The organism is Alkalihalobacillus sp. TS-13, from assembly GCF_019720915.1.
Taxonomy (GTDB): Bacteria; Bacillota; Bacilli; order Bacillales; family Fictibacillaceae; genus Pseudalkalibacillus.
Genome location: NZ_JAHKSI010000001.1, coordinates 3,425,105 through 3,446,400, shown reverse-complemented (window position 1 = coordinate 3,446,400; position 21,296 = coordinate 3,425,105). Strand labels below are relative to the sequence as shown.

Annotated in this window: 14 protein-coding genes; 11 read left to right on the top strand and 3 right to left on the bottom strand. The window is 41.4% G+C overall.

From position 1 onward, the window contains the following. Nucleotides 1-2: 2 nt before the first annotated feature. From KOL94_RS16340 to hemF, 10 genes are all read left to right on the top strand, one after another. On the top strand, nt 3-689 hold the full coding sequence (locus KOL94_RS16340; protein ID WP_221567445.1) for an FkbM family methyltransferase: 687 nt from the start codon (nt 3-5) through the stop codon (nt 687-689). Nucleotides 690-933: 244 nt separating this feature from the next. Further along, nucleotides 934-2,652: an ABC transporter ATP-binding protein gene (locus KOL94_RS16335; RefSeq protein ID WP_221567444.1), complete on the top strand. Its 1,719-nt coding sequence runs from the start codon at nt 934-936 to the stop codon at nt 2,650-2,652. Continuing rightward, nucleotides 2,653-4,398 carry an ABC transporter ATP-binding protein gene (locus KOL94_RS16330; RefSeq protein ID WP_221567443.1) on the top strand — a complete coding sequence of 582 codons (1,746 nt, stop codon included), beginning with the start codon at nt 2,653-2,655 and terminating at the stop codon, nt 4,396-4,398. It abuts the gene before it with no gap. 262 nt (nt 4,399-4,660) lie between these two features. Continuing rightward, entirely contained in the window at nt 4,661-5,302 is a 642-nt protein-coding gene (locus KOL94_RS16325) for a glycosyltransferase (protein ID WP_221567442.1), read from the top strand. A 448-nt stretch (nt 5,303-5,750) separates the two neighbouring features. After that, complete coding sequence (locus KOL94_RS16320; protein WP_221567441.1) at nt 5,751-6,326, top strand: DUF6944 family repetitive protein; 576 nt, start codon at nt 5,751-5,753, stop codon at nt 6,324-6,326. Between the two features lie 25 nt (nt 6,327-6,351). Further along, a complete protein-coding gene (locus tag KOL94_RS16315; protein WP_221567440.1) occupies nt 6,352-7,560 on the top strand; it encodes a CdaR family transcriptional regulator in 1,209 nt (402 codons plus the stop codon). A 567-nt stretch (nt 7,561-8,127) separates the two neighbouring features. Further along, a complete protein-coding gene (locus tag KOL94_RS16310; RefSeq protein WP_260412350.1) occupies nt 8,128-9,288 on the top strand; it encodes a glycerate kinase family protein in 1,161 nt (386 codons plus the stop codon). Further along, nucleotides 9,281-9,457, top strand: a complete 177-nt coding sequence (locus KOL94_RS16305) for a hypothetical protein (protein WP_221567438.1) — start codon at nt 9,281-9,283, stop codon at nt 9,455-9,457. The genes KOL94_RS16310 and KOL94_RS16305 overlap by 8 nt, the downstream gene beginning before the upstream one ends. A 274-nt stretch (nt 9,458-9,731) precedes the next feature. Continuing rightward, nucleotides 9,732-10,931, top strand: a complete 1,200-nt coding sequence (locus KOL94_RS16300; protein ID WP_221567437.1) for a class I SAM-dependent rRNA methyltransferase — start codon at nt 9,732-9,734, stop codon at nt 10,929-10,931. A gap of 965 nt (nt 10,932-11,896) precedes the next feature. Further along, nucleotides 11,897-12,829 carry an oxygen-dependent coproporphyrinogen oxidase gene (hemF, locus tag KOL94_RS16295; protein WP_221567436.1) on the top strand — a complete coding sequence of 311 codons (933 nt, stop codon included), beginning with the start codon at nt 11,897-11,899 and terminating at the stop codon, nt 12,827-12,829. A 70-nt stretch (nt 12,830-12,899) separates the two neighbouring features. On the opposite strand, the gene KOL94_RS16290 is transcribed toward hemF, so the two are convergent. Next, entirely contained in the window at nt 12,900-14,129 is a 1,230-nt protein-coding gene (locus KOL94_RS16290; protein ID WP_221567435.1) for a DUF418 domain-containing protein, read from the bottom strand. A 1,675-nt stretch (nt 14,130-15,804) separates the two neighbouring features. Between KOL94_RS16290 and abc-f the strand changes: the two genes are divergently transcribed. Continuing rightward, entirely contained in the window at nt 15,805-17,643 is a 1,839-nt protein-coding gene (abc-f, locus tag KOL94_RS16285; protein WP_221567434.1) for a ribosomal protection-like ABC-F family protein, read from the top strand. Nucleotides 17,644-17,712: 69 nt separating this feature from the next. On the opposite strand, the gene KOL94_RS16280 is transcribed toward abc-f, so the two are convergent. Then, complete coding sequence (locus tag KOL94_RS16280; protein ID WP_221567433.1) at nt 17,713-18,981, bottom strand: ATP-binding protein; 1,269 nt, start codon at nt 18,979-18,981, stop codon at nt 17,713-17,715. 339 nt (nt 18,982-19,320) lie between these two features. Further along, the gene (locus KOL94_RS16275; RefSeq protein WP_221567432.1) at nt 19,321-20,889 is read right to left on the bottom strand and encodes a glycine betaine uptake BCCT transporter; all 1,569 of its coding nucleotides are present in this window, start codon (nt 20,887-20,889) and stop codon (nt 19,321-19,323) included. Between the last annotated feature and the right edge of the window lie 407 nt (nt 20,890-21,296).

Sequence of the window (21,296 nt, the reverse complement as noted above, 5' to 3'; positions counted from 1 at the left end):
CATTGAAAAAGTATCAACTGAATGCCATCAAGGCACCAGGACTAGATGAGATGATGTATTTCCGAAAAGACTCTACTGACTTCAGTACGTTCAAATATGTTTTTCATGATCAAGAATATCGTCTTCCGAAGCTGACATTCGACCCGAGGTGGATTATCGATGGTGGAGCGAATGTCGGGTATAGCAGCGTGTTTTTTGCTGAACAGTTTCCCCAGGCAAAAGTGGTAGCTGTTGAATCAGACCCATCCAACATAGAGGTGATGGAGAAGAATATCGCATCATACCATCAAATTGAAGCGTTACATTCGGGATTGTGGAACAAGAATACGTATTTGAGAGTAAAAGATGTAGGTTTAGGGGAATGGGGAATGATGGTCGAGGAAACCGAGCAGAACGACCCAGGTTCGTTTAAAGCTGTCACAATCGACTCGATCCTATCAGATTACGGAATTGATGAGATAGATATTTTGAAGTTGAACGTGGAAGGCGCCGAGAAAGAGTTATTTTCCAAAGGGTATGAGAATTGGTTAGAAAAGGTGAAAATCTTGATCATCGAACTACATGACAGAATGAAACCCGGATGTAGTAAAGCTTTCTATCAAGCTATCAAACAATACAATTTTTCATCTTATAAACGCGGAGCAAATGTTATTTTATATAAAAAAGGTTATCTTACACGAAAAAGATGACAGTTAAAACTTAGGCTGTGGTAGACAGGGAACCTGAATAGAGATGCACCATAATGTTGACGGGTTCAGCATCTTTTTTTAAAACATTCCATCAGTAACAAACTTTTAGAAAACAGCCTTGAAAAAAAGAGGGTTGTGTGAAGGGGACCCGAATATGAATAGTAGGAGCGGCCATTCCGGTACGCTCTTTTTTCTATACTCTGTATCATTATTACAACTTCAAGAAACACCGGAGGTTCCATACATGAAAAAGGTTTTTTCCTATTTACGTACATATAAATTATCCGTATCCATTGCTTTATCACTTATGGTGCTTGAATTGATTGTAGAATTGTTCCAGCCTTTGCTGATGGCAAAAATCATTGATGAGGGTATTTTACAAGAAGACTTATCGGTCGTGGCAGTTTGGGGTAGTGTGCTGCTTGGTCTTTCATTGATTGCCTTTGCAGCGGGGATCACGAATTCTTTCTTTGCTGCCCATGCGAGCCAAGGTGTTGGCCATGACTTGAGAAGAGACTTGTTTCATAAGGTGCAGGGATTCACAAGCAACCACTTTCAGAAATTCTCTACTCCAGGGCTCGTGACGCGTATGACAAACGACGTTACACAAGTTCAAGGCTTATTGTTTATGCTTATGCGTATTGCTCTGAGAGCGCCTTTATTCATTATTGGTGGTATCATCATGGCTTTCTTCGTCCATCCAGGACTTGCGATACATCTTCTTATATCTGTACCTATCCTGCTTCTTTTTTTATTCTGGATTTTGACCAAGGGTGTCGTCCTTTTTCGTAAAGTTCAAGAGAAGCTGGATCGTGCCAATACGGTCATCCGTGAAAATCTCTCAGGTATTCGCTTGATCAAAGGCTTCAATCGTAGAGATTTTGAAGAAGACCGGTTCAAACATGTGAACCATTCTCTGACCAATCAAAATAAAAAGGCGTTATGGATGATGGAAGTGGCAATGCCTGTAGTGATGCTCGGAATGAATATCGTCATCATCGTTATTCTCTGGATAGGAGCAGTTCAGCTGAATTTACAGGAAGTAACAGCAGGAGAGCTTGTCGCAATCATCAATTACGCAACCCGTATACTCTTTACCTTTTCTGTCTTCACCTTCCTCATCATGAACTATTCGAGAGGAAGTGCCTCAGCTACTAGGATTACTGCAGTTTTAAACAAAGATACAGACCATCTACATCCTGAGCAGGCTCTATTGAGGCAAACGATCAGAGGGAGTGTTCGTTTTGAAAATGTGTCGTTCCGGTATAGTGAGCAATATACGGAAACACTAAAGAACGTTTCTTTTTCAACTGAAGAACATAAAACGGTCGGCATATTGGGTGAGACAGGATCTGGAAAGACAACGCTTCTGAACTTGATTCCTAAACTGATAGAAAAAACATCTGGGTACATTCTCATAGATGAAACCGAAATCGACGAGCTGGATCGTGTACATTTAAGAAGGCAGATCAGTGTTGTCCCGCAGGAAGCTCATCTGTTCTCAGGAAGTGTCAAAGACAACATCGAGTGGGGGAAGGACGGGGCCACTTTTGAGGAAATCATCGCTGCTGCAAAAGATGCACAAATTCATGATTTTATCATGAGTTTACCAGATGGTTACGATTCAAGATTGGGACAAAAAGGAATCACTTTTTCAGGTGGGCAGAAGCAACGTCTTTCAATTGCACGTGCCCTCGTACGAAAGCCGAAGATCCTGATCTTGGACGACAGTATGAGCGCACTTGATGCCTACACTGAATCGAGGTTACTTGAAACCTTAAAAAAACAGAATTGCACGATTTTCCTTGTTGCACAAAAAATCAGTTCAATTCGTGCAGCCGATCAAATCCTCCTGTTGCATCAAGGAGAGTTGATTGGGAGCGGCAGTCATGAGGATTTGCTGAAAACAAGTCCCTACTACCAGAGTGTGTACAAGTCACAAATAGAAGAGGATGTGGTCTAGATGTCGAAATTGAACGAACTCCGTGAGCGTATTCCACAGCATCCTCATCGACGACACCAGCGCATGGGAATGAAGCCGCCAAAAGTCGAAAATGTGTGGTCGACAATTGCACGGGTTTGGACGTATATCCGAACTGAAAAGAAACGCTTCATATTTGTGCTGTTCATAGTATTGATCAGCTCGTTATTGTCCCTCCTTGGTCCTTATTTATTAGGGGTTGCCGTGGATCGAATCATTGCAGATCCAGTGACGGAAACACTTCTTCAAATGGTGGTCCTTTTATTGGTGGTATACATTCTCCATTCCGTGACGTCATGGCTTCAAAACTATTGGATGATCAGTATTTCCCAAAATACGGTCTATTCTATGCGTAATCATTTGTTTTCGCATATCCAGCGACTGCCATTGTTATTTTTCCAAAAAAGGCAGCATGGTGAATTGATGAGTCGTTTGACCAACGATATGGATAATGTAAGCAGGACTCTGAATTCCGCCGTGATCCAATTTACAACCAGTGTGCTGACGATTACCGGTACCATTGCAATGATGATCTGGTTAAGTCCGATCCTTACACTTCTGACACTGACAATCGTACCGGTGATGTATTTCGGTATGAAGTGGATTACAAAACGAACAGGCCGTTATTTTAAAAAACAACAGAAACACTTAGGTGACATGAACGGGTATGTTGAAGAAATTTTCACTGGTCACCAGATCGTGAAAATGTATTCACAGGAAAATCGTGTAATTGAGGAGTTCTCCGAAAAAAATGAATCCTTAAGGGACGTAAGTTATTGGGCTCAGACATACTCTGGCTTCATTCCGAAGCTGATGAATATGCTCAATAACGCAAGCTTCGCCATCATTGTAGGTGCTGGAGGGATACTTGCTCTCAACGGTTTCATCTCCATCGGAGTCATCGTCACCTTTACGACCTACTCAAGGCAATTCACCAGACCGCTGAATGATCTGGCAAACCAGTACAATATGATCCTATCGGCTGTTGCAGGTGCGGAACGTGTATTCCAAATCATTGATGAGGCGGAAGAAAAAGAAAATGACAGGGATGCAAGTGATATTAAAAGGATCCAAGGGGAAATCGAGTTTGAGGCAGTTTATTTTTCCTATCAAAAGGACCAGCCAATTTTAAAAGATATCAATTTCCATGCAGCTAAAGGACAGACAATCGCACTTGTCGGTCCAACTGGCGCAGGGAAAACGACCATTATCTCGCTTTTATCGAGGTTCTATGAAAATGATGAGGGACACATCCTCGTTGATGGCAGAGACATCAAATCGATTACACGGGAAAGCTTGCGAAGCCAAATGGGTGTCGTTTTACAGGATTCGATTCTGTTTCATACAACGGTCAGAGAGAATATCCGTTATGGAAGACTCGATGCCACAGATGAAGAGGTTGAAAGAGTCGCTAAGGCTGCCCATGTACATGAGTTCATCAAACGGATGCCTGAAGGATATGATACGATTCTCGATTCAGATGGAAAGGGCATTAGTCACGGACAAAAACAATTGCTCTCGATAGCTAGGGCAATGTTGGCTGACCCAGCATTGTTGATATTAGACGAGGCGACGAGCAGCATTGATACGGTAACGGAAATGAAGATTACTGATGCACTCAGCACATTGATGGAAGGTCGCACTAGCTTTGTGATCGCCCATCGATTGAATACGATCCGTAACGCTGATCAGATTCTAGTCCTTCATGGAGGTAGGATTGTCGAATAAGGAAACCACCAGGAACTAATAAGGAAGAACGGTTTCTATTCGGATCTTGTGCGTACCCAGGTCAGCGAACAAATATGTTGAAACTGGGTTGATTTTTGCTTTTTGATAGATGTGGATGCAGGGGGAAATTTCCCGAGAAATGTCGCTTGACCGATAGAGCTTGACCGATAGATGGGTTATTTGACCGTAGGACGGCCGTTCCTGTATGAAATCGCTAATGAGAGCCAAAATATACAGGACTATTGAAAAAGGAGAGTACTGTATGAATAAGATGATTATAAAATTGGCTCTTGTTCTCTTAATGGCAACAATGGTCTTTTCACCACAACAAACTGATGCTAAGAGTCGACAGCAGGACACATACACCCAAAAAGAAGTCGCGCTCAACTCTGACATGAGGAGACTTTGGACGGATCATGTGACCTGGACGAGAAGCTATATTGTCAGTGCGATAGGAGGTCTGGAAGATCAAGATGCTGTACTTTCACGCCTATTACAAAACCAAAAGGATATCGGCAATGCGATACAACCTTATTACGGGGATGCGGCAAGCAAGAAACTTGCTGAACTTTTAACAGAGCACATCATCATTGCCGGAGAGCTTATTGAAGCAGCTAAGAACAATGACCAGGCGAATGTGGATAAATTCACGAAACAATGGTATGCGAACGCAGATGAAATTGCCCAATTCCTTAGTGATGCCAACCCGAATTGGTCGAAAAAGACATTAAAAGGACTACTTGATGAATATCTAGCATTAGTGACGGATCAGGTCGTTTTCAGGATCCAGAAGCGCTGGGATGATGACATCAAAGCTTATGATGAAGGCGAGACGCATATCTTGAAGTTGGCAGATACTCTCTCCGACGGAATCATCAAGCAATTCCCTGACAAATTCAAATAAAAATACCAAAAGGATGGACCTGGATAAATGGGTTCATCTTTTTTAATAAAGATAAGAAAATTCAGGTTTACCATAGCACTTGCACGTGGAGTTTTTTATGAAAACAGTCAGTAGAAGGGTGTTTTGTAGATAAAATCTTGTTTTTGTAGATAAATCAGAATTACATATAAGTTGACCAATCATTTTACCTTATTTATGGCCAACCTCTGCCTTTTATGAATAAATGCCATCCTATAATGCCCTAATTATTCTGTGTTTCTTCCATAATCGGATAAAAACATCGATTTTTGGAGAGGGGACGGAGTCTTTTGTTTACGAACCGGAAATAAGTCCAGCAGAGGCACCCACGAAAACGGGACTCTCCATTCTTTATAGCGCTTTGCTCACATGCCGAACATACTCTTTTCGAAAGAATACTATAGTCGTAAGAGAAGAAAGAGGGGAGGAAATGACAGTGGGTCAGCAGGTCATCGTCCTATCAGGGGCATGGATCCAGGCTGTGGGCACGGTTGCAGCGACAATTGGCAGTACTCCGGCATTCTACTTTCCTCAAATAATCAGCAAGGAGCTTCGAATTGTTGGAAATGCCCTTCAAGCTTTAGGAAATGCGATGGAGGCTGCTGGGGAATCTACAATCAGTCTTGAAACGACGGGAAACAAAATCCAAGCTTTAGGAAACTTGACTGTCATCTATGGGATTGTAGCGGATATCCCTTATGTAAAAAAACAACAGTTCGAAATTGCTGGTAACTGGCTCCAAGCTTTTGGGGCATTATTAGCTGTTATTGATGAATTGAAGGAGGTAAGGACTGAGCTTTTGAGCATCATTGGAAACACCTTGCAATCATGGGGGAATTCTATGCAAGCTGTCGGGGGTATATTAGAATTGAGAGGAGACCATGTCACAGGGCAAAACTTAGATGTCAATGGAAGTTGGATCCAAGCAGCTGGAGCTGTCATCGCTGCCCTCGGACAATCTCAAGAGGAGATACGTAATGGCTCAGGAGAAAACGAGTCTTCTTAAACTCTATACATATGAGGTGTAAAGAATGGTCATATCGCCCCAAACCGCGCAATCAATCGTTGAGGAAACCGTCAAGATCATACACAGGAATATTAATTTCATGGACGAGCAGGCACAAATCATTGCAAGTATCGACCCAAATAGGATCGGTGATTTCCATGAAGGAGCATGGACTGTTTTAAAAACGAAAGAACCGCTTATCATTCAAGAAGAGAATGAATTTGGAGGGGCAAAAAGAGGGGTGAACCTACCCGTTGAATTGAACGATCAAATCATCGGGGTCATCGGAATTACAGGTAAGCCTGAGGAAGTTGTCCAGTTCGGGGAAGTCATCAAACGAATGACTGAAATACTGCTGAAGGAAGCTTATATAGAAGAACAGATCGAACTTGAAAATAGGGCAAGGGAATCATTCATCGATGAGTGGATCGAGGGGGACTGGGAGAATGATAAACTATTCGCCGCCCGTGGGTGGATACATAAAATCAATGTCCATATACCGAGAGCAGCGGTGGTTTTAGAGGTAAAGGATTTTAATGATATCTTATATGAAAAATTGAAAAGCTATGAGGCGGATGTAAAAGGGGAATTAGAGTTTCAGCAGTTCCGGTGTGAAATTTTGAATGTGATCCAGAACCATTTTCCTGAGCAAAGTCAACATGTCATCATCCCCTCTGGAAGTACCCGGTATACAATGTTGTTATCCGTAAATGAACATTCATCTGAGATGAAACGGAAGGAAAAGATACGTTACCGGTTGAATAAGATCCAATCGGCAATCCAAACATCTTATAAATTCGAGACCACTGCTGGGATCGGCCAAATGTATGTTGACCCAAGGAGCACGTCCCACTCAGTGCGTGAAGCTGAGCGAGCATTATTACATGCGAAAAATCGAAAGCAAACTTTTATATTCCATGATGAGTTAGGAATCGAATCTTTTGCATATGATCTTTCCGAAGAGACGCGGGAAGCTTATATCAAGAAAGTCCTATTGAATGATACCGGTATTGAACACGCTCAGATGCTTGAAACGCTGGAATGCTTTTTTGAAGCGAACGGTTCGATTACCGAAGCCGCCGAAAAGCTGTTCATTCATAAGAACACCCTTCAATACCGGTTGAAACGGATCAAAGAGATAACAGGTTATGATCCTCGTGTATTGACTGAAGCCGTCATGCTCTATGTGGCAATGACATTTTATATGATAAATAATGGAGCTGACAGGAACTGATACTAATGTCAGCTCTTTTTGTTTGGCTGTTTTCTAAATGTTTGTTGCTAATGTGTACTGAAAAGTGCTGAATCTTTTGGCTGTGGAAGTATGCGAGACTCCAGTGGGAAAAGCAAGCTAAGCGAGACCCCGAAAGCAAATTAAGGATTTTCGACTATACTAATGAACTTCGACTAAATACCACCACGTCCTATGGTGAACGTCGAAGTCAGTACATCCTGTACAAGTACGTCCTGTGACGAACGTCGAAGCCAGCATAAGGAAAGGGTATTTTCATCGCAAAAACGAAAATGTTTCATTTTTGTGTTGAGATCCTGTGCAAGTGAGCTGAGGAGACTTGCAGAAGTAGGTTAATGCAGGGAATAGATGTCTATCCAGCGACCAGCTTCCGCTTTTCGTTAACGAAAATTATATTTCCAAAAACAACAATCTATGAGATAACAACCTTTTGTTTTCTGTAACAAATATGGAAGAAACAAAACTGTCCATTTTGTTTCTTGTAACATAGATAGCGTTTTCATCCTTTAGTAAGATAATGTTAACAAAAACAAACAGGAGGTGATGTTCATGAAAATAGTTGTTGCTCCAGATTCATTCAAAGGCTCTATGACAAGCATTGAAGCTTCTGAAGCTATTCGAAAAGGTTTGTTAGAGGTTGATCAAAACTTGGATATCGTTACGGTTCCAATGGCTGATGGTGGTGAAGGAACGGTCGAGGCTCTTACAGTCATTTTAGGTGGAGAAATACAATCGGAAGAAGTGATGGACCCGATCGGACGTAAGGTGCAAGCAGCTTTTGGCTGGGTTGAAACAACGAAAACGGCTGTTATTGAAACTGCAGCGGCATCTGGTCTTCCCCTGTTAAAAGATGAGGAGCTCGACCCTTACCGAGCTTCAACTTATGGTACTGGTCAGTTGGTATCACGAGCACTAGACTTAGGTGCGAAAAACGTGATTCTCGGGTTAGGAGGAAGTGCCACAGTAGATGCTGGAACCGGATTTTTTGAAGCATTAGGTATCCGTTTTTTAGATGAAAAAGGGAAGAAGATCCAAGCTGCGGGTGGTACATTGGGTAAAATCAAATCCATTGATACGGCAGGTCTGGATTCGAGATTGGCTGATGTCACGTTCATGATTGCTTCTGACGTAACCAACCCTTTACTTGGGAAAGAAGGGGCTGTGTCGGTATTTGGGCCGCAAAAGGGGGTTACAGAAAACGAAATGCCTTTCTTCGAGAACGGTATGGAACACTATGCAGAAGCTGTGACCACTCATACTGGGAATGACCATCGATTGGCAGAAGGCAGCGGAGCGGCAGGAGGGTTCGGGTTCTCTCTCCTTTCCTATCTACAGCCGGAGTTCGAAAGCGGGTTTACATTGATTTCAGATTTTAGCCGACTGGAATCACATATCAAGCATGCAGATTTTGTCATAACAGGGGAAGGGAAGGTCGATGCACAATCCTTATATGGAAAAGTACCTGTCGGGATTGCTCGGATAGCAAACACATACAAGGTACCGACAATCGCATTTGCCGGAAAGATCGAAGGTGATTTACAAGCGGCTGCTGGACAAGGTATATCTTCAATACTTCCAATTGTTGATGAACCGATGACATTAACAGATGCAATGGATAAAGGGCAAGGACTTTTACAAAACGCAGCAGTGAGATTCATGACAATCGTTCAAGTATGCAATGGGAAAAAGGAGGCTCAATCCAATGAGTAGCTTTACCTTGTTAGATTACGCAATTTTTTCAATTTATATTGCTGGTACGGCAATATTCGGTGCGATGTTCGGGAAGAATCAGAAATCGACTAGAAGAAACGGAAATCGATCGAAATCAAGCTTAATCCTTCCTTTGTGTTATATATACCATTTTGGATCGGATATTTAAGTGGTGATGGTCGTTTAGAGATTCTCCCAGTCGATGCTATTACAGGGAAAATTGATCTGAAATTGAAGGATGCCTTTCTGGAAATTTTTAAACAGATGTAATGACAAATGGAGGACTTGCTGTGAGGGTTGCAGCGGGTCCTCTTTTATATCTAGCGGGAATAGGGCTGATCGTGCCTTGTTGCTTCAATATCAAGTTTTGTGAACGATTTGAAACGTGGTAGTATGGATGCAGAAGCTTCACCAATAAAATCAACAAATGAAGGATGGCAATCATGAATAAAGAAATCATGCTCACGATAAAATCGAAGTATTTCAAAAAGTTGAAAGGTGGCTATCCGCTCCTATTTAAGGAAGCGATCGTCAATTTGAATGATCTGAAGGAAGAAGGCACCCTTCTCAAACTTGTAGACGAACAAAAACGTTTTATCGGTAAAGGATATTACGGCAAACAGAATAAAGGATACGGCTGGATTCTTACAAGAAAAGAACAGGAAAAAATTGATTACGTCTTTTTCGAAAATCGAATCAAAAGAGCGATTGAGCATAGGAAATCTTTTTTCAATGATCATGAGACGAATGCGTTCCGTCTTTTTAACGGTGAAGGGGATGGAATCGGTGGTTTTACTGTCGATTACTTTGATGGATATTTGTTACTCAATTGGTACAGTGAGGGCATATACCAATTCAAACAACCAATTGTCGAAGCGTTACAAAGTTCCATCGAATACAAAGGCATTTATGAAAAGAAACGTTTTGACCAAAAAGGGCAGTACATCGAGGACGATGATTTTCTCGTTGGAGAACGTGCACAATTTCCTCTAATCGTAAAAGAGAATGGGGTTCATTTTGCTGTTTATTTGAATGATGGTGCAATGGTTGGTGTTTTCCTTGATCAAAGGGAAGTTCGCAAATCGATAAGGGACCACCATGCTGAAGGGAAGACCGTCTTGAATATGTTTTCCTACACGGGTGCGTTTTCCGTCTTCGCAGCGCTTGGAGGAGCCGTAAAAACCACGAGTGTCGATCTTGCAAACCGCAGTTTGAATAAGACGATTGAACAATTCAGCTTGAATGGTCTTGATTACGAAGCACACGATATCCGGGTAATGGATGTTTTTAACTATTTTAAATATGCAGTACGGAACAATTTGAAGTTCGATATGGTCATCCTCGATCCGCCAAGCTTTGCGAGATCGAAGAAACATCGCTTTAGTGTCGCGAAAGATTATAAAGATTTGATAAAAGAAGCGATTGCAATAACCGAAAATGGTGGGATGATTGTCGCGTCCACGAATTTTGCCGGAATCGACATGAAAAAGTTCCGATCATTCGTTGAAAAAGCCTTCAAAGAAATGAATGGGACATATAAGCTGATGGAAGAACATTCACTACCAGTGGATTTTAAAACCATCAGGGAATTTCCGGAAGGCGATTATTTGAAAGTGTTGTTCATCAAGAAAATCAAAGGATGAGTTAGAGAGCGGTTTACCTTGTTGTAGGGTAAAGTGCTCTTTCTTTTTTTAGGTAAGAAGAAAATCAGACTGCGATTTGAGATAAAAGTTGAGACAAAACATCTTACGGACACCAGCGCTCTTATCTGTGAACATCTCCCCAATTTCACGGTCTTAACGGACACCAGAGCTCTTATTTACCTTAATTGGTGGAAAAAACATGCTCTTTTGGCAAAATAGCGTCTCTCCTGTCCGTTAGATTACTAGATTACCTTGTTTTGTCCCGAATAAGGTCTCTTGTGTCCGTTAGAGTGACGTCCCTTTAAAACATGCTTTGTTAAATAATATTGAAACGAAATTTGCGACACTCTTCCGGGTACAGCGAGCCAGACGAGACCCCGCAGCGATTAATGATCTTCGACTAACAACCACCATGTCCTACGCCTGCGGTTACTCGGTGCAAAACTGCAAAAAGGATGGAATATAAGTCTGTGGTCTTGTGGTGAACGTCGAAGCCAGCAGAAGGAAAGCTTCTAAGGATTCTCATCGCAGACACGAAAATGATTTCATTTTTGTGTTGACATCCTGTGCAAGTGGGGAGGTTTGCGGAAGTGGGTTAATACAGGGAAGTGATGTCTCCCCTCAGCGACCAGTCACTTGGATCACTTCAAACTTCCTGGGGCGGCAACAGCCTCCTCGTCAGTTTTCCAGTGACCTGTGTGACTAATCAGGTCGCTTCCGCTTTTCGTTTGCCCGCGGGAAGGGAGCGAATTTCTGTAACAAAGCCTAATAAAACATACATCGACACAAATAGTTAATATTTTACAAAATTCTGATAATGTTGTATTCTTTGATTCATAAAGTTATTCCTACTACACCAATGATCCTGCATGAATGTTCATTTGCTTTCGAAAAAGTAAATCATGTGAAGGAGGAAAAGCTGGTACCTGATTTAGCAATTTTTTCGCGGACGCCAGTTAACAGTTATGGATTTAGTAAAAAGAACAAAGGCAGTGAATCTTGATAAAGAATTGATCAGTCAATCGTTCATATCTTTACAAAATGATATTTGTAAGAAGTTAGAAGTCTGTGATGGAGAAGAAACGTTCAAGGAAGAGCGGTGGAAACGTGATGGAGGCGGTGGTGGCCGTACACGTATCATGCAGAACGGGAGAATCATCGAAAAAGGTGGAGTCAATTTTTCAGAGGTATACGGTCTCCTGTCTAATCAGATGGCAGATGTACTGCAAGTCAGTCGTGGGGGTTCCTTCTATGCTACCGGTGTCTCTGTCATCATGCATCCCATAAGTCCATTGATTCCCATCATACATATGAACGTCCGGTATTTTGAAACTTCTGGTGGCGAGAAATGGTTTGGAGGGGGTATTGATTTAACTCCGATTTATATTGATGTCCATCAGGCAAAAAGGTTTCATCAGAAGCTTAAATCACTATGTGACCACCATCATCCTTCGTATTATCCCGCTTTTAAAAAATGGGCTGATGAGTATTTTTATATCAAACACCGTAATGAAGCACGGGGAGTTGGAGGTATCTTTTTTGACCGTCTCGGTGTCACGCATGAGATTTCGTTAAAAAACCGCTTCTGTTTTGTGAAAGAGGTAGGAGAGGCGTTTTCAGGAATTTATACGGACCTTATAAATGAAAACCGCCATCTGCCTTATGGAGAAGAGGAACTGACTTGGCAACGTATCCGGAGAGGAAGGTACGTCGAATTCAATCTCGTTTATGATCGTGGAACGAAATTCGGGTTGAATTCCGGAGGCCGTATCGAGTCGATTTTCATGAGCTTGCCGCCAGCAGTCAACTGGACATATAACTACCATCCACTTCCTGACAGTAAAGAAGCTGAAACTCTAAAGCTGTTAGAAAAGAAAATCGATTGGCTCTCCATTTGAATATTAAAAAGCTGTCCCAAACGAGTGTTAGACACTTATGGGACAGTTCATCATTCATAAGGACATTTCTTTATTTAGGAAGGTCCTTTCGCTTCAGAGGTTGCAATTGTTTATAGGTAAGGGAGCGCCAAGCCCATTCGAATGGACCAAAGTGAAAATACTTCAGCCAGTAATGGCTTAACATAAGCTGCATGGAAAATAGAATCAACACCATCAGGAACCCGGAGGTCAAGCTGACTTCATAATAAAGTCCTGAGCTAACTAGAATGATGACGGATAGGATGGTCTGGACAAGATAATTCGTTAATGCCATTTTTCCAGCTGCTTCAAAAGATTGTAAGATTCGATTCATTCTCGTTTTCTGTAAAAATAAAACCAACGAAAAGATGTAAAAAGAAGCAAGAAATATTCCGCTTAGAGTAATAAGTAAATAGGCCAGCCCTTCTTTATAGACACCATAATCAAGCCAATCCAATTGGATAGCTGCCAACCAAAGTACCATAGGCAATGCGATAACTCCACTAGTCAACCATATTTTCCTGATCAACCCTGTATGTAATGCCGGTTCTGCTATGATTCCTCTTTTTCCTACATATAAACCTAATAAAAAGAGTGCTAGAATCTGAGGGACATTAAATACAAAAAACTCAAGGACAGGAATCACTTCATTTTGGAAACGATAGGCTGTCAACTCAAAATACCCAGCTTCCCGGTACATCGATACCGCTTCCTCCACTTTTTTGCTGCCAACCGTCTCGCTTACATAGTTTGAGGATTCATGGAAAGATGGTGGTGCTAAAAGCGGCAACGCCACAATTATATAAAAAAAGACAAGTAATGAAACCGCCCAAATAAGAATGGTTTTTGGTTTACGGTTATAAAAGAATAAGAGAAGAAACCCAATCAATGCGTAAGTGTGGAGAATGTCTCCATACCAGACGAAAATCAAGTGAAGCAACCCAAAAGCAAGTAGGATAACCAGACGCCGGATAAAAAGCTTACGTGGCTTGTCGGTTTTAAGTTCTACCCTTGAAAGGAATATGTAGAAACCAAATCCAAATAGAAATGAAAACATCGGGTAAAACTTTGCTTGTATGAATAGATCGAAAAGGAGACGAACCCAGCGATCAATTCCTTCGTATGTTGGATGAACCGAATATAGATCATACATCAAGGCAGGTGCGGATAAAGCTGGCATATTTACAAGAAAAATACCAAGAAGGGCAAATCCCCTTATGATATCAATAGTTGCAATGCGTTGGTGAGTCGAAATCGGTGTTGGCTGCATAATAAACTTCATTTCCTCCTTTTGCCATTAGGGTTATAACTATCATACCACTTGAAAATCATTTGACGATATCTTTTGCATCATTTGTAGGTGAGGGGATGAGAAGATTGTTCCATGTGAAACATTTATTTGAGGTTTTGTTATAGTAGTGTTGATTTTGCGAAATTCACGCCCTTTCCGCGAGGCGAAAGAAAAATGGAAGCGACCCTCATAGTCAGGTAGGGATTCTTCAGAACCGTTTCTTGTTTTTGTAGATAATTTTCCCTTTTTGTAGATGTTGTAGGTAATCATGACTTTGATGGATTCGGCTATCCAAAAAATAAATAACTAACCTATTTTAGAACAAAAAGTGGTTAAAACTTATTCGGATATAAGTTTTTTCCTAAGGTTCTTTAAGAAAAAGTGTTGTTTATCACAATTCCATTGTAATGGCGGAGGAATATACACGATTTCCGTGGACGATCCGATAGCCTCCTCGCTCACTTGTACAGGATGTCAACACAAAAATAAAATCGTTTTCGTGTCTGAGATGAGAATTCTTAGAAGCTTTTTTATCTGGCTTCGACGTTTACCAAAAAAGACAACGGATTTAAGTTCCATCCTTGTAGTTTTGCGACGAGTAACTGCAGGCGCAGGACGAAGTGGTATTTAGTCGAAGGTCATTATTATACTCGGGTCTTTCCTAGCTTACCCCGCAAGAATGTTGCGAATTTCGCTCAATCAAACTTAGTCAGAAAGCTAAGTATTATTTAACCAAAGCCTTATTTGCCATTTAAAGAAAGAATAAATACTTTCTTCAATATAAGCACACTAAAGCTCAGCCTGCGCCAAAGGCTTGGCTTTACCAAGTTTTCTTTAAATAACCTTGGAACTTTCTGGTGTCATCGTTTATAATAAAAATACAATTACGAGGAGGTATCGATTCTAAAATCATGAAGTCCCTTAACATTTTTCGCGTAGCTTAATACGAAAAATGGCTCTGCCTGTAATCAGAGTATAGGGATAAGTGTGTCGTCATTTAGATATCGTTCTTCTTTTATGATCGGATTTTTTTCAGCTGATCAATTCAGCATGAATCCATGCATCTGGTTCACAGGCAGCAGCCTGTGTTTTTTTATTTTCAAAAAAAGGATTTGTTTGAACATTAAATTGATTACTCCATCCAAGTTTTTAAGCGAAATTCACGATACTTCAGCGGGAAAAGCCAGCCAGGCGAGACCCTACAGCGAACTAAGGATCTAAGCCTCCTCACAGTATCGCAACACAAAAATGAAATCATTTTCGTGTCTGCGATGAGAATTCTTAGAAGCTTTCCTTCTGCTGGCTTCGACGTTCACCACACGACGTACTTGTACAGGATGTACTGACTTCGACGTTCACCACACGACGTGGTGTTATTTGCGGAAGTGGGTTAATACAGGTAGTGATGTCTAGCTCAGCGACCAGTCACTTGGATCACTTCAAACTTCCTGCGGCGGCAACACATTGATTGACATCCTTATGAGTTAGCCCACGCAGAACCAAGTCTTTGTTTGGTTGGAGCCTCCTCGTCCGTTTTCCAGTGACCTACGTGACTATCCGGGTCGCTTCCGCTTTTCGTTTGCCTGCGGAAAGGGAGTGAATTTCGTGGAAATCAACATTTAAGTAAAACAAAGCCTTTCAAAAAAGATGTACTGGAGGGATTTGTATGCTAGTTTTGAAGGGTGATAACGTTACAGTTGAACGGAATGGGAAACAAATATTCAAAAATGCGTCAATAGAAATCAACGATAGGGATCACATTGCATTAATCGGAAGAAATGGAGTTGGAAAAACGACTTTCATCAATTGTTTGCTAGGTAAAGAAAAAGTATCCGGAGGCACGATCATCCATCCGATGAAAATTGAAGAATGGGGGATTGTGGAACAAGATTCTTTATTGGATTGCCACATTCCAACCAGAGAATTTGTTGAAAGTGAATCTTCACATCTGCTTCATGCAAAGCGTATTTTGCGAAGATGTGAAAAAGCGATCCAAGAAAATCCAGAAAATATCGATGTACTTTCAGACTATAGTGACGCATTGCAATCGTATGATGAATTGGGCGGGTATGAATGGGAAACAGCTGTTGAGAAATGTATGCTGCAGCTTGGGCTTCAGAAGGAAATTTGGGATCAGTCCATCACGAACTTGAGCGGTGGTCAAAAAACACGAGCTAAGCTTGCCAGGGTCATGCTGCGCAATCCAAAGGGTTTGATTTTAGATGAACCGACCAATCATTTAGATGCAGAAACGATCCAATGGTTGGCAGAATGGCTTCAAACGTTTAAAGGAGCTGTATTGTTCATTTCCCATGAACGTGCATTCATCGATCAAGTCGCAAACATCACGTATGAGCTATCGCCTGATGGGACGAAAAAATACCACGGAGGCTATGAAGAATATAAACGCAGCGTAGAACATGAAAGGAAGACATTAGAAACCAAATACCGTAAACAACAAGTTGAAAAAAGAAAGCTCATGGAAGCTGTTACGCAATATAAACAATGGTTTCAGAAATCCCATAGCGCCGCAAGTGAACGGGATCCTTTTGCTAAGAAGAAAGCGAACAAGAATATGACAAGATTCAAAGCGAAGGAAGCTGCATTGGAACGCCTTGAGAACGACCAGATCGAGAAACCGAAAGACAGTCCCAAAATCAATGTTGAATTGGAAGTTGGTACATTTAACAGTAAGACGTTACTCAGGTTTGATAATGCAGCCTTTCGTTATGGACAGAATGACCTGCTTTTTGATTCGCTATCCTTTTCGATTGACCGAGGAAATAGAATCGCGGTAATAGGACAGAATGGGACCGGGAAAACGACATTGCTCAAACTGATTACCGGGCACCTTCACCCTGTATCGGGGAATGTCATCCATCATCCACAATTGAAAATCGGATATTTCATGCAGGAGCTGGAGGGGCTGGCACCAGACAAGACGATTCTTGAGCAGATCTTAGACCTTCCACAGATGACCCAAGCTGACGCACGGACGATTCTTGCTTGTTTTTTATTCAGAGGAGACCAGGTGTTCAAGAAAGTAAAAGAGTTGAGCATGGGGGAGATGTGCCGCGTAGCTTTTGTGAAGTTATACTTTTCGGATGCCAATCTTCTTGTACTTGATGAGCCCACCAATTATCTTGATATTGAAACGAGGGAAAGAATTGAAGATGCACTAGCAGTATACCCTGGATCAGTGGTTACGGTCTCGCACGATCCATATATGCTGGAAAAAGTCGCAAACCGCGTTTTTTCACTGGATAGTGGGTTTTATGAGTATAAAGGTTCGTATAAGGAATGGAAACATCATGTTCACTTGTCAAAAGACGAACAAAAGATCAACAACGAAATCGATCGGTTGAATTTACAATTATCGAATTTGATAGCGAAAGATGTGGAACCCGATAATGAGAACGATACCCTTGAACTGAACAAGCAAATAAAAGACTTGAAAAAGCAGATAACTCGATTGGAAGCTCAAAAAGAGGGCAAAACGAAATAACATTAACCTATTAACAAAGCTTAATGAAAAATAGGGCGACCCTGTTAGACATGAACGGGTCAGCCCTATTTATATATACACTTCATTTTCAATGGATATGGTAGCGGGTAAACGGATTGTAAAGGTCGTCCCCTGATCGACTTGGCTTTGTACATCAATAATTCCATTCATGCGTTTCACGATTTCAAAACTTACTGTAAGTCCTAGACCAGTACCTTTCTCTTTTGTTGAAAAATAAGGTGTACCTAGGCGCTTCAATTGATCTTTAGGAATACCTGAACCATTATCCTGGATAATGACTTCAACCCACTGGTCCTTCCTCACAGCCGACACATGCATTTTTCCAGAACCTTCCATCGCCTCAATCCCATTCTTCATGATATTGATGAGCACTTGCTGGACTTCATGTTTAAAACACTTCACCTTTAGAGCCTCATCTACTGATTTTGTAATTTCCACATTATTGATGATCGCGTAAGTTGAGATGACCTGAATCGAGTCATTGATTACTTTTGAAAAATCGATGACCTCCAAGGAATTCTTCTGCGGTTTTGATAAAGACAAATATTCATTGATAATGGTTTGGGCTCGATCAAGTTCCGCGATGGAAATAGTGATGAAAGATCGGTCTGCTTCGGGAATTTCTTTACTCCCGCTTAAAATTTGAAGGAAACCTCTGACTGTGGTCATTGGATTCCGGATTTCGTGTGCGACTGAAGCGGCTAATTGACTGATTGCATTCATTTTTTCGATATGTTCCAGTTCCCTTTGAAGCATGATCTGTCGGTTCAATGCTTCAATCAAGGCGATTACACAAACCATAGTGAATAACGTGATCACTGAGAGATAGATTGTGATTTCTACTTGGTCGAAGTAACCATTTGCGATGAAATAAATAGCTCTTAAGCTGGCGATCACGAAATAAAATCCAGTCAGAATTAACAACTTCACTTTCGTAGATTGTGTATGATAAAACTTACTTAAAATGATTAAGACGACTGATGCGATTATGTAGTTACCTAAAGTCGTGTAGAAATCAACTGGATATAAGAAATATGTTAAACCAAGCATCAAAGTTGTCAGGGAAAGGCCTGGAAACATTCCACCATACATGAATCCGAGAATAATCGGAATGATTCTCAGATCATATTTGAACTCATCCGAATAGACAGCAGGTAAAATCATTGTCAGAATAACAGAAAACAACAAGACGAAAAAGAATTTCGAAATTACTTTTTCACGTTCACGACCATCTTCACGAAGAAAAACAAAATAAAAAAGCGTAGGGAATAAGATGAATAAGACGTTTACTAAAATATCCTTAATAATAATCCACATGAATCGACTCCGTAGTTAGAGATTTTCTTACTGAAAGACTCTATAATTCTTAAATGTTGATTTTTTGCGGAATTGCTTCTCTGCAGGTGATTCCACAAAATCAAAATTTAGATATGACAGAGCCTGCTGAAAAAGGTTCTTGCAATTAGCGGTAACCATCAAGAACTTTGCAATAGCAGTAATTGGTGTTGGGATTCTGGTAAAGAGTGATCTCAAATGTCGATATTTCGGTTATTTCCTCATAATTCATTATTCTTTTTTAAATTGTAAAATCCTTTTTTAAATGTATCTGAAATACAACTATAGTATTAAAAAAGCTGACTGGTATGTCAGCTTTCATCAACTTTCACTTCTTTGAACCTTACGTCTGATCTTGCCCCTTTGCAATTTTGCTCTTATCTTTCCAGGAGCTTTTTCCTTTTTAAATCCTTTATTTCCCTTGATTTCAGTTCGGAAAGCTTTCAATAATGCATAACAACTGAAGAGAAGGACGACTCCCAAAGGAAACGCACTGATGATGATGGCTGATTGGAACCCTTCCAACCCGCCTGTGGCCATCAGGACGACAGCAGAGGCAGATAACAACAGCCCTAAAACAATTTTTACAATATTAGGTGGTTCGATGCTTCCGTAGGTGGTTTGCATTCCTAAGACGAACGTTGCAGAATCTGCTGATGTGATGAAAAACGTCAGGATCAATAACAGAGTTACCACAACAAGGACAATCGTGAATGGAAGTTGCTGAAATACATAGAATAACGCTGCTTCTAGGGTTTGCCCTGATACATCGAGACCAAGGTTGTATTCCATGAAAATTCCTGTGCCCCCAAACACAGCAAACCAGAAAGCACACACGAGTGTAGGGATGATCAATACAGCAGTAATGAACTCACGGACTGTTCTTCCTCTTGATACTCGGGCAATGAACGTTCCGACGAACGGGGCCCAAGCAATCCACCATGCCCAGTAGAAAATCGTCCAAGATTGCAGCCAGGTCGCATTTTCTTCATTAAAAGGTGCAAGTCTTAAACCTAAGCTTGCCAAATTTTGAAGGTATCCTCCGAACGTTGTCGTGAATAAATCCAGCACAAATACAGTAGGAGCTAGAAATAGGAAAACGACGAACAGGATGACAGCGAGGGATAGGTTCGCATTACTTAAATATTTGATTCCCCGTTTGATTCCTGAGGCTGCAGAAATAAGAAACAAGACAGTAACAACAAGGATAATGACAAATTGAACTGTAAAATTATTCGGTATACCTGTCAGATAGCTCAGACCCCCATTGATTTGGGCGGCTCCGAGTCCTAACGAGGCAGCCACACCGAATAACGTTGCGATCACTGCTACGATATCGATCAGTTTACCAATCGGTCCGTTTACCTTTTCCCCAAGGATCGGGTAGAGGGTCGCGCTTACAAGACCAGGGAGCCCTTTTCTGAACTTGTAATAGGCTAGAGCAAGTGCAACGACAGCATAGATCGCCCATGCGTGGAAACCCCAGTGGAGATAAGTATATTGAAGCGCGACCTTTGCAGATTGACTTGTCCCTCCCTCACCAAAAGGCGGGCTTGAAAAGTGGGAAATCGGTTCGGAGACCCCAAAAAATAATAGTCCAATCCCCATACCAGCACTGAACAGCATCGCGAACCAGGTCGGCCGCTTGAATTCCGGCTTATCCTCATCTTTACCAAGTTTGATTTTTCCGTACTTACTGAAGATGAGAAAAAGAGCAAAAACCAAGAAAAAAGTTGCAGAAAGCTGGTAGAACCAACCGAAATTTTTCATAAAAAAGGCTTGAGTATCGCTCATGACATCAATCAGTAGTTGTGGCCAAACCGCTCCCCAAAAAACAAAAATGCCTGCGATAATAATTGAAATCCAAAATACACTTGATACTTGTTTCACTGATAGACCTCCGATTCTGGATGTTCTGTCTGTACCAATACCCTCTATCGTAATAAATAATCACGCTTTATTAAGCCAGCAGAAGGAAAGCTTCTAAGAATTCTCATCTCAGACACGAAAATGATTTCATTTTTGTGTTGAGATCCTCTGCAAGTGAGGAGGCTAGCGGAAGTGGTAAATGTAAGGAAGTGATGTCTAGCTCAGCGACCAGTCACTTGGATCACTTCAAACTTCCTGCGGTGGCACCAGCCTCCTCTTCAGTTTTCCAGTGACCTGCGTGACTAATCGGGTCGCTTCCGATTTTCGGTTGCGACGTTCACCCCAGGACGTACTTGTACAGGATGTTCTGACTTCGACGTTAACCATAGGACGTGGTGGTATTTAGTCGAAGTTCATTATTATAGTCG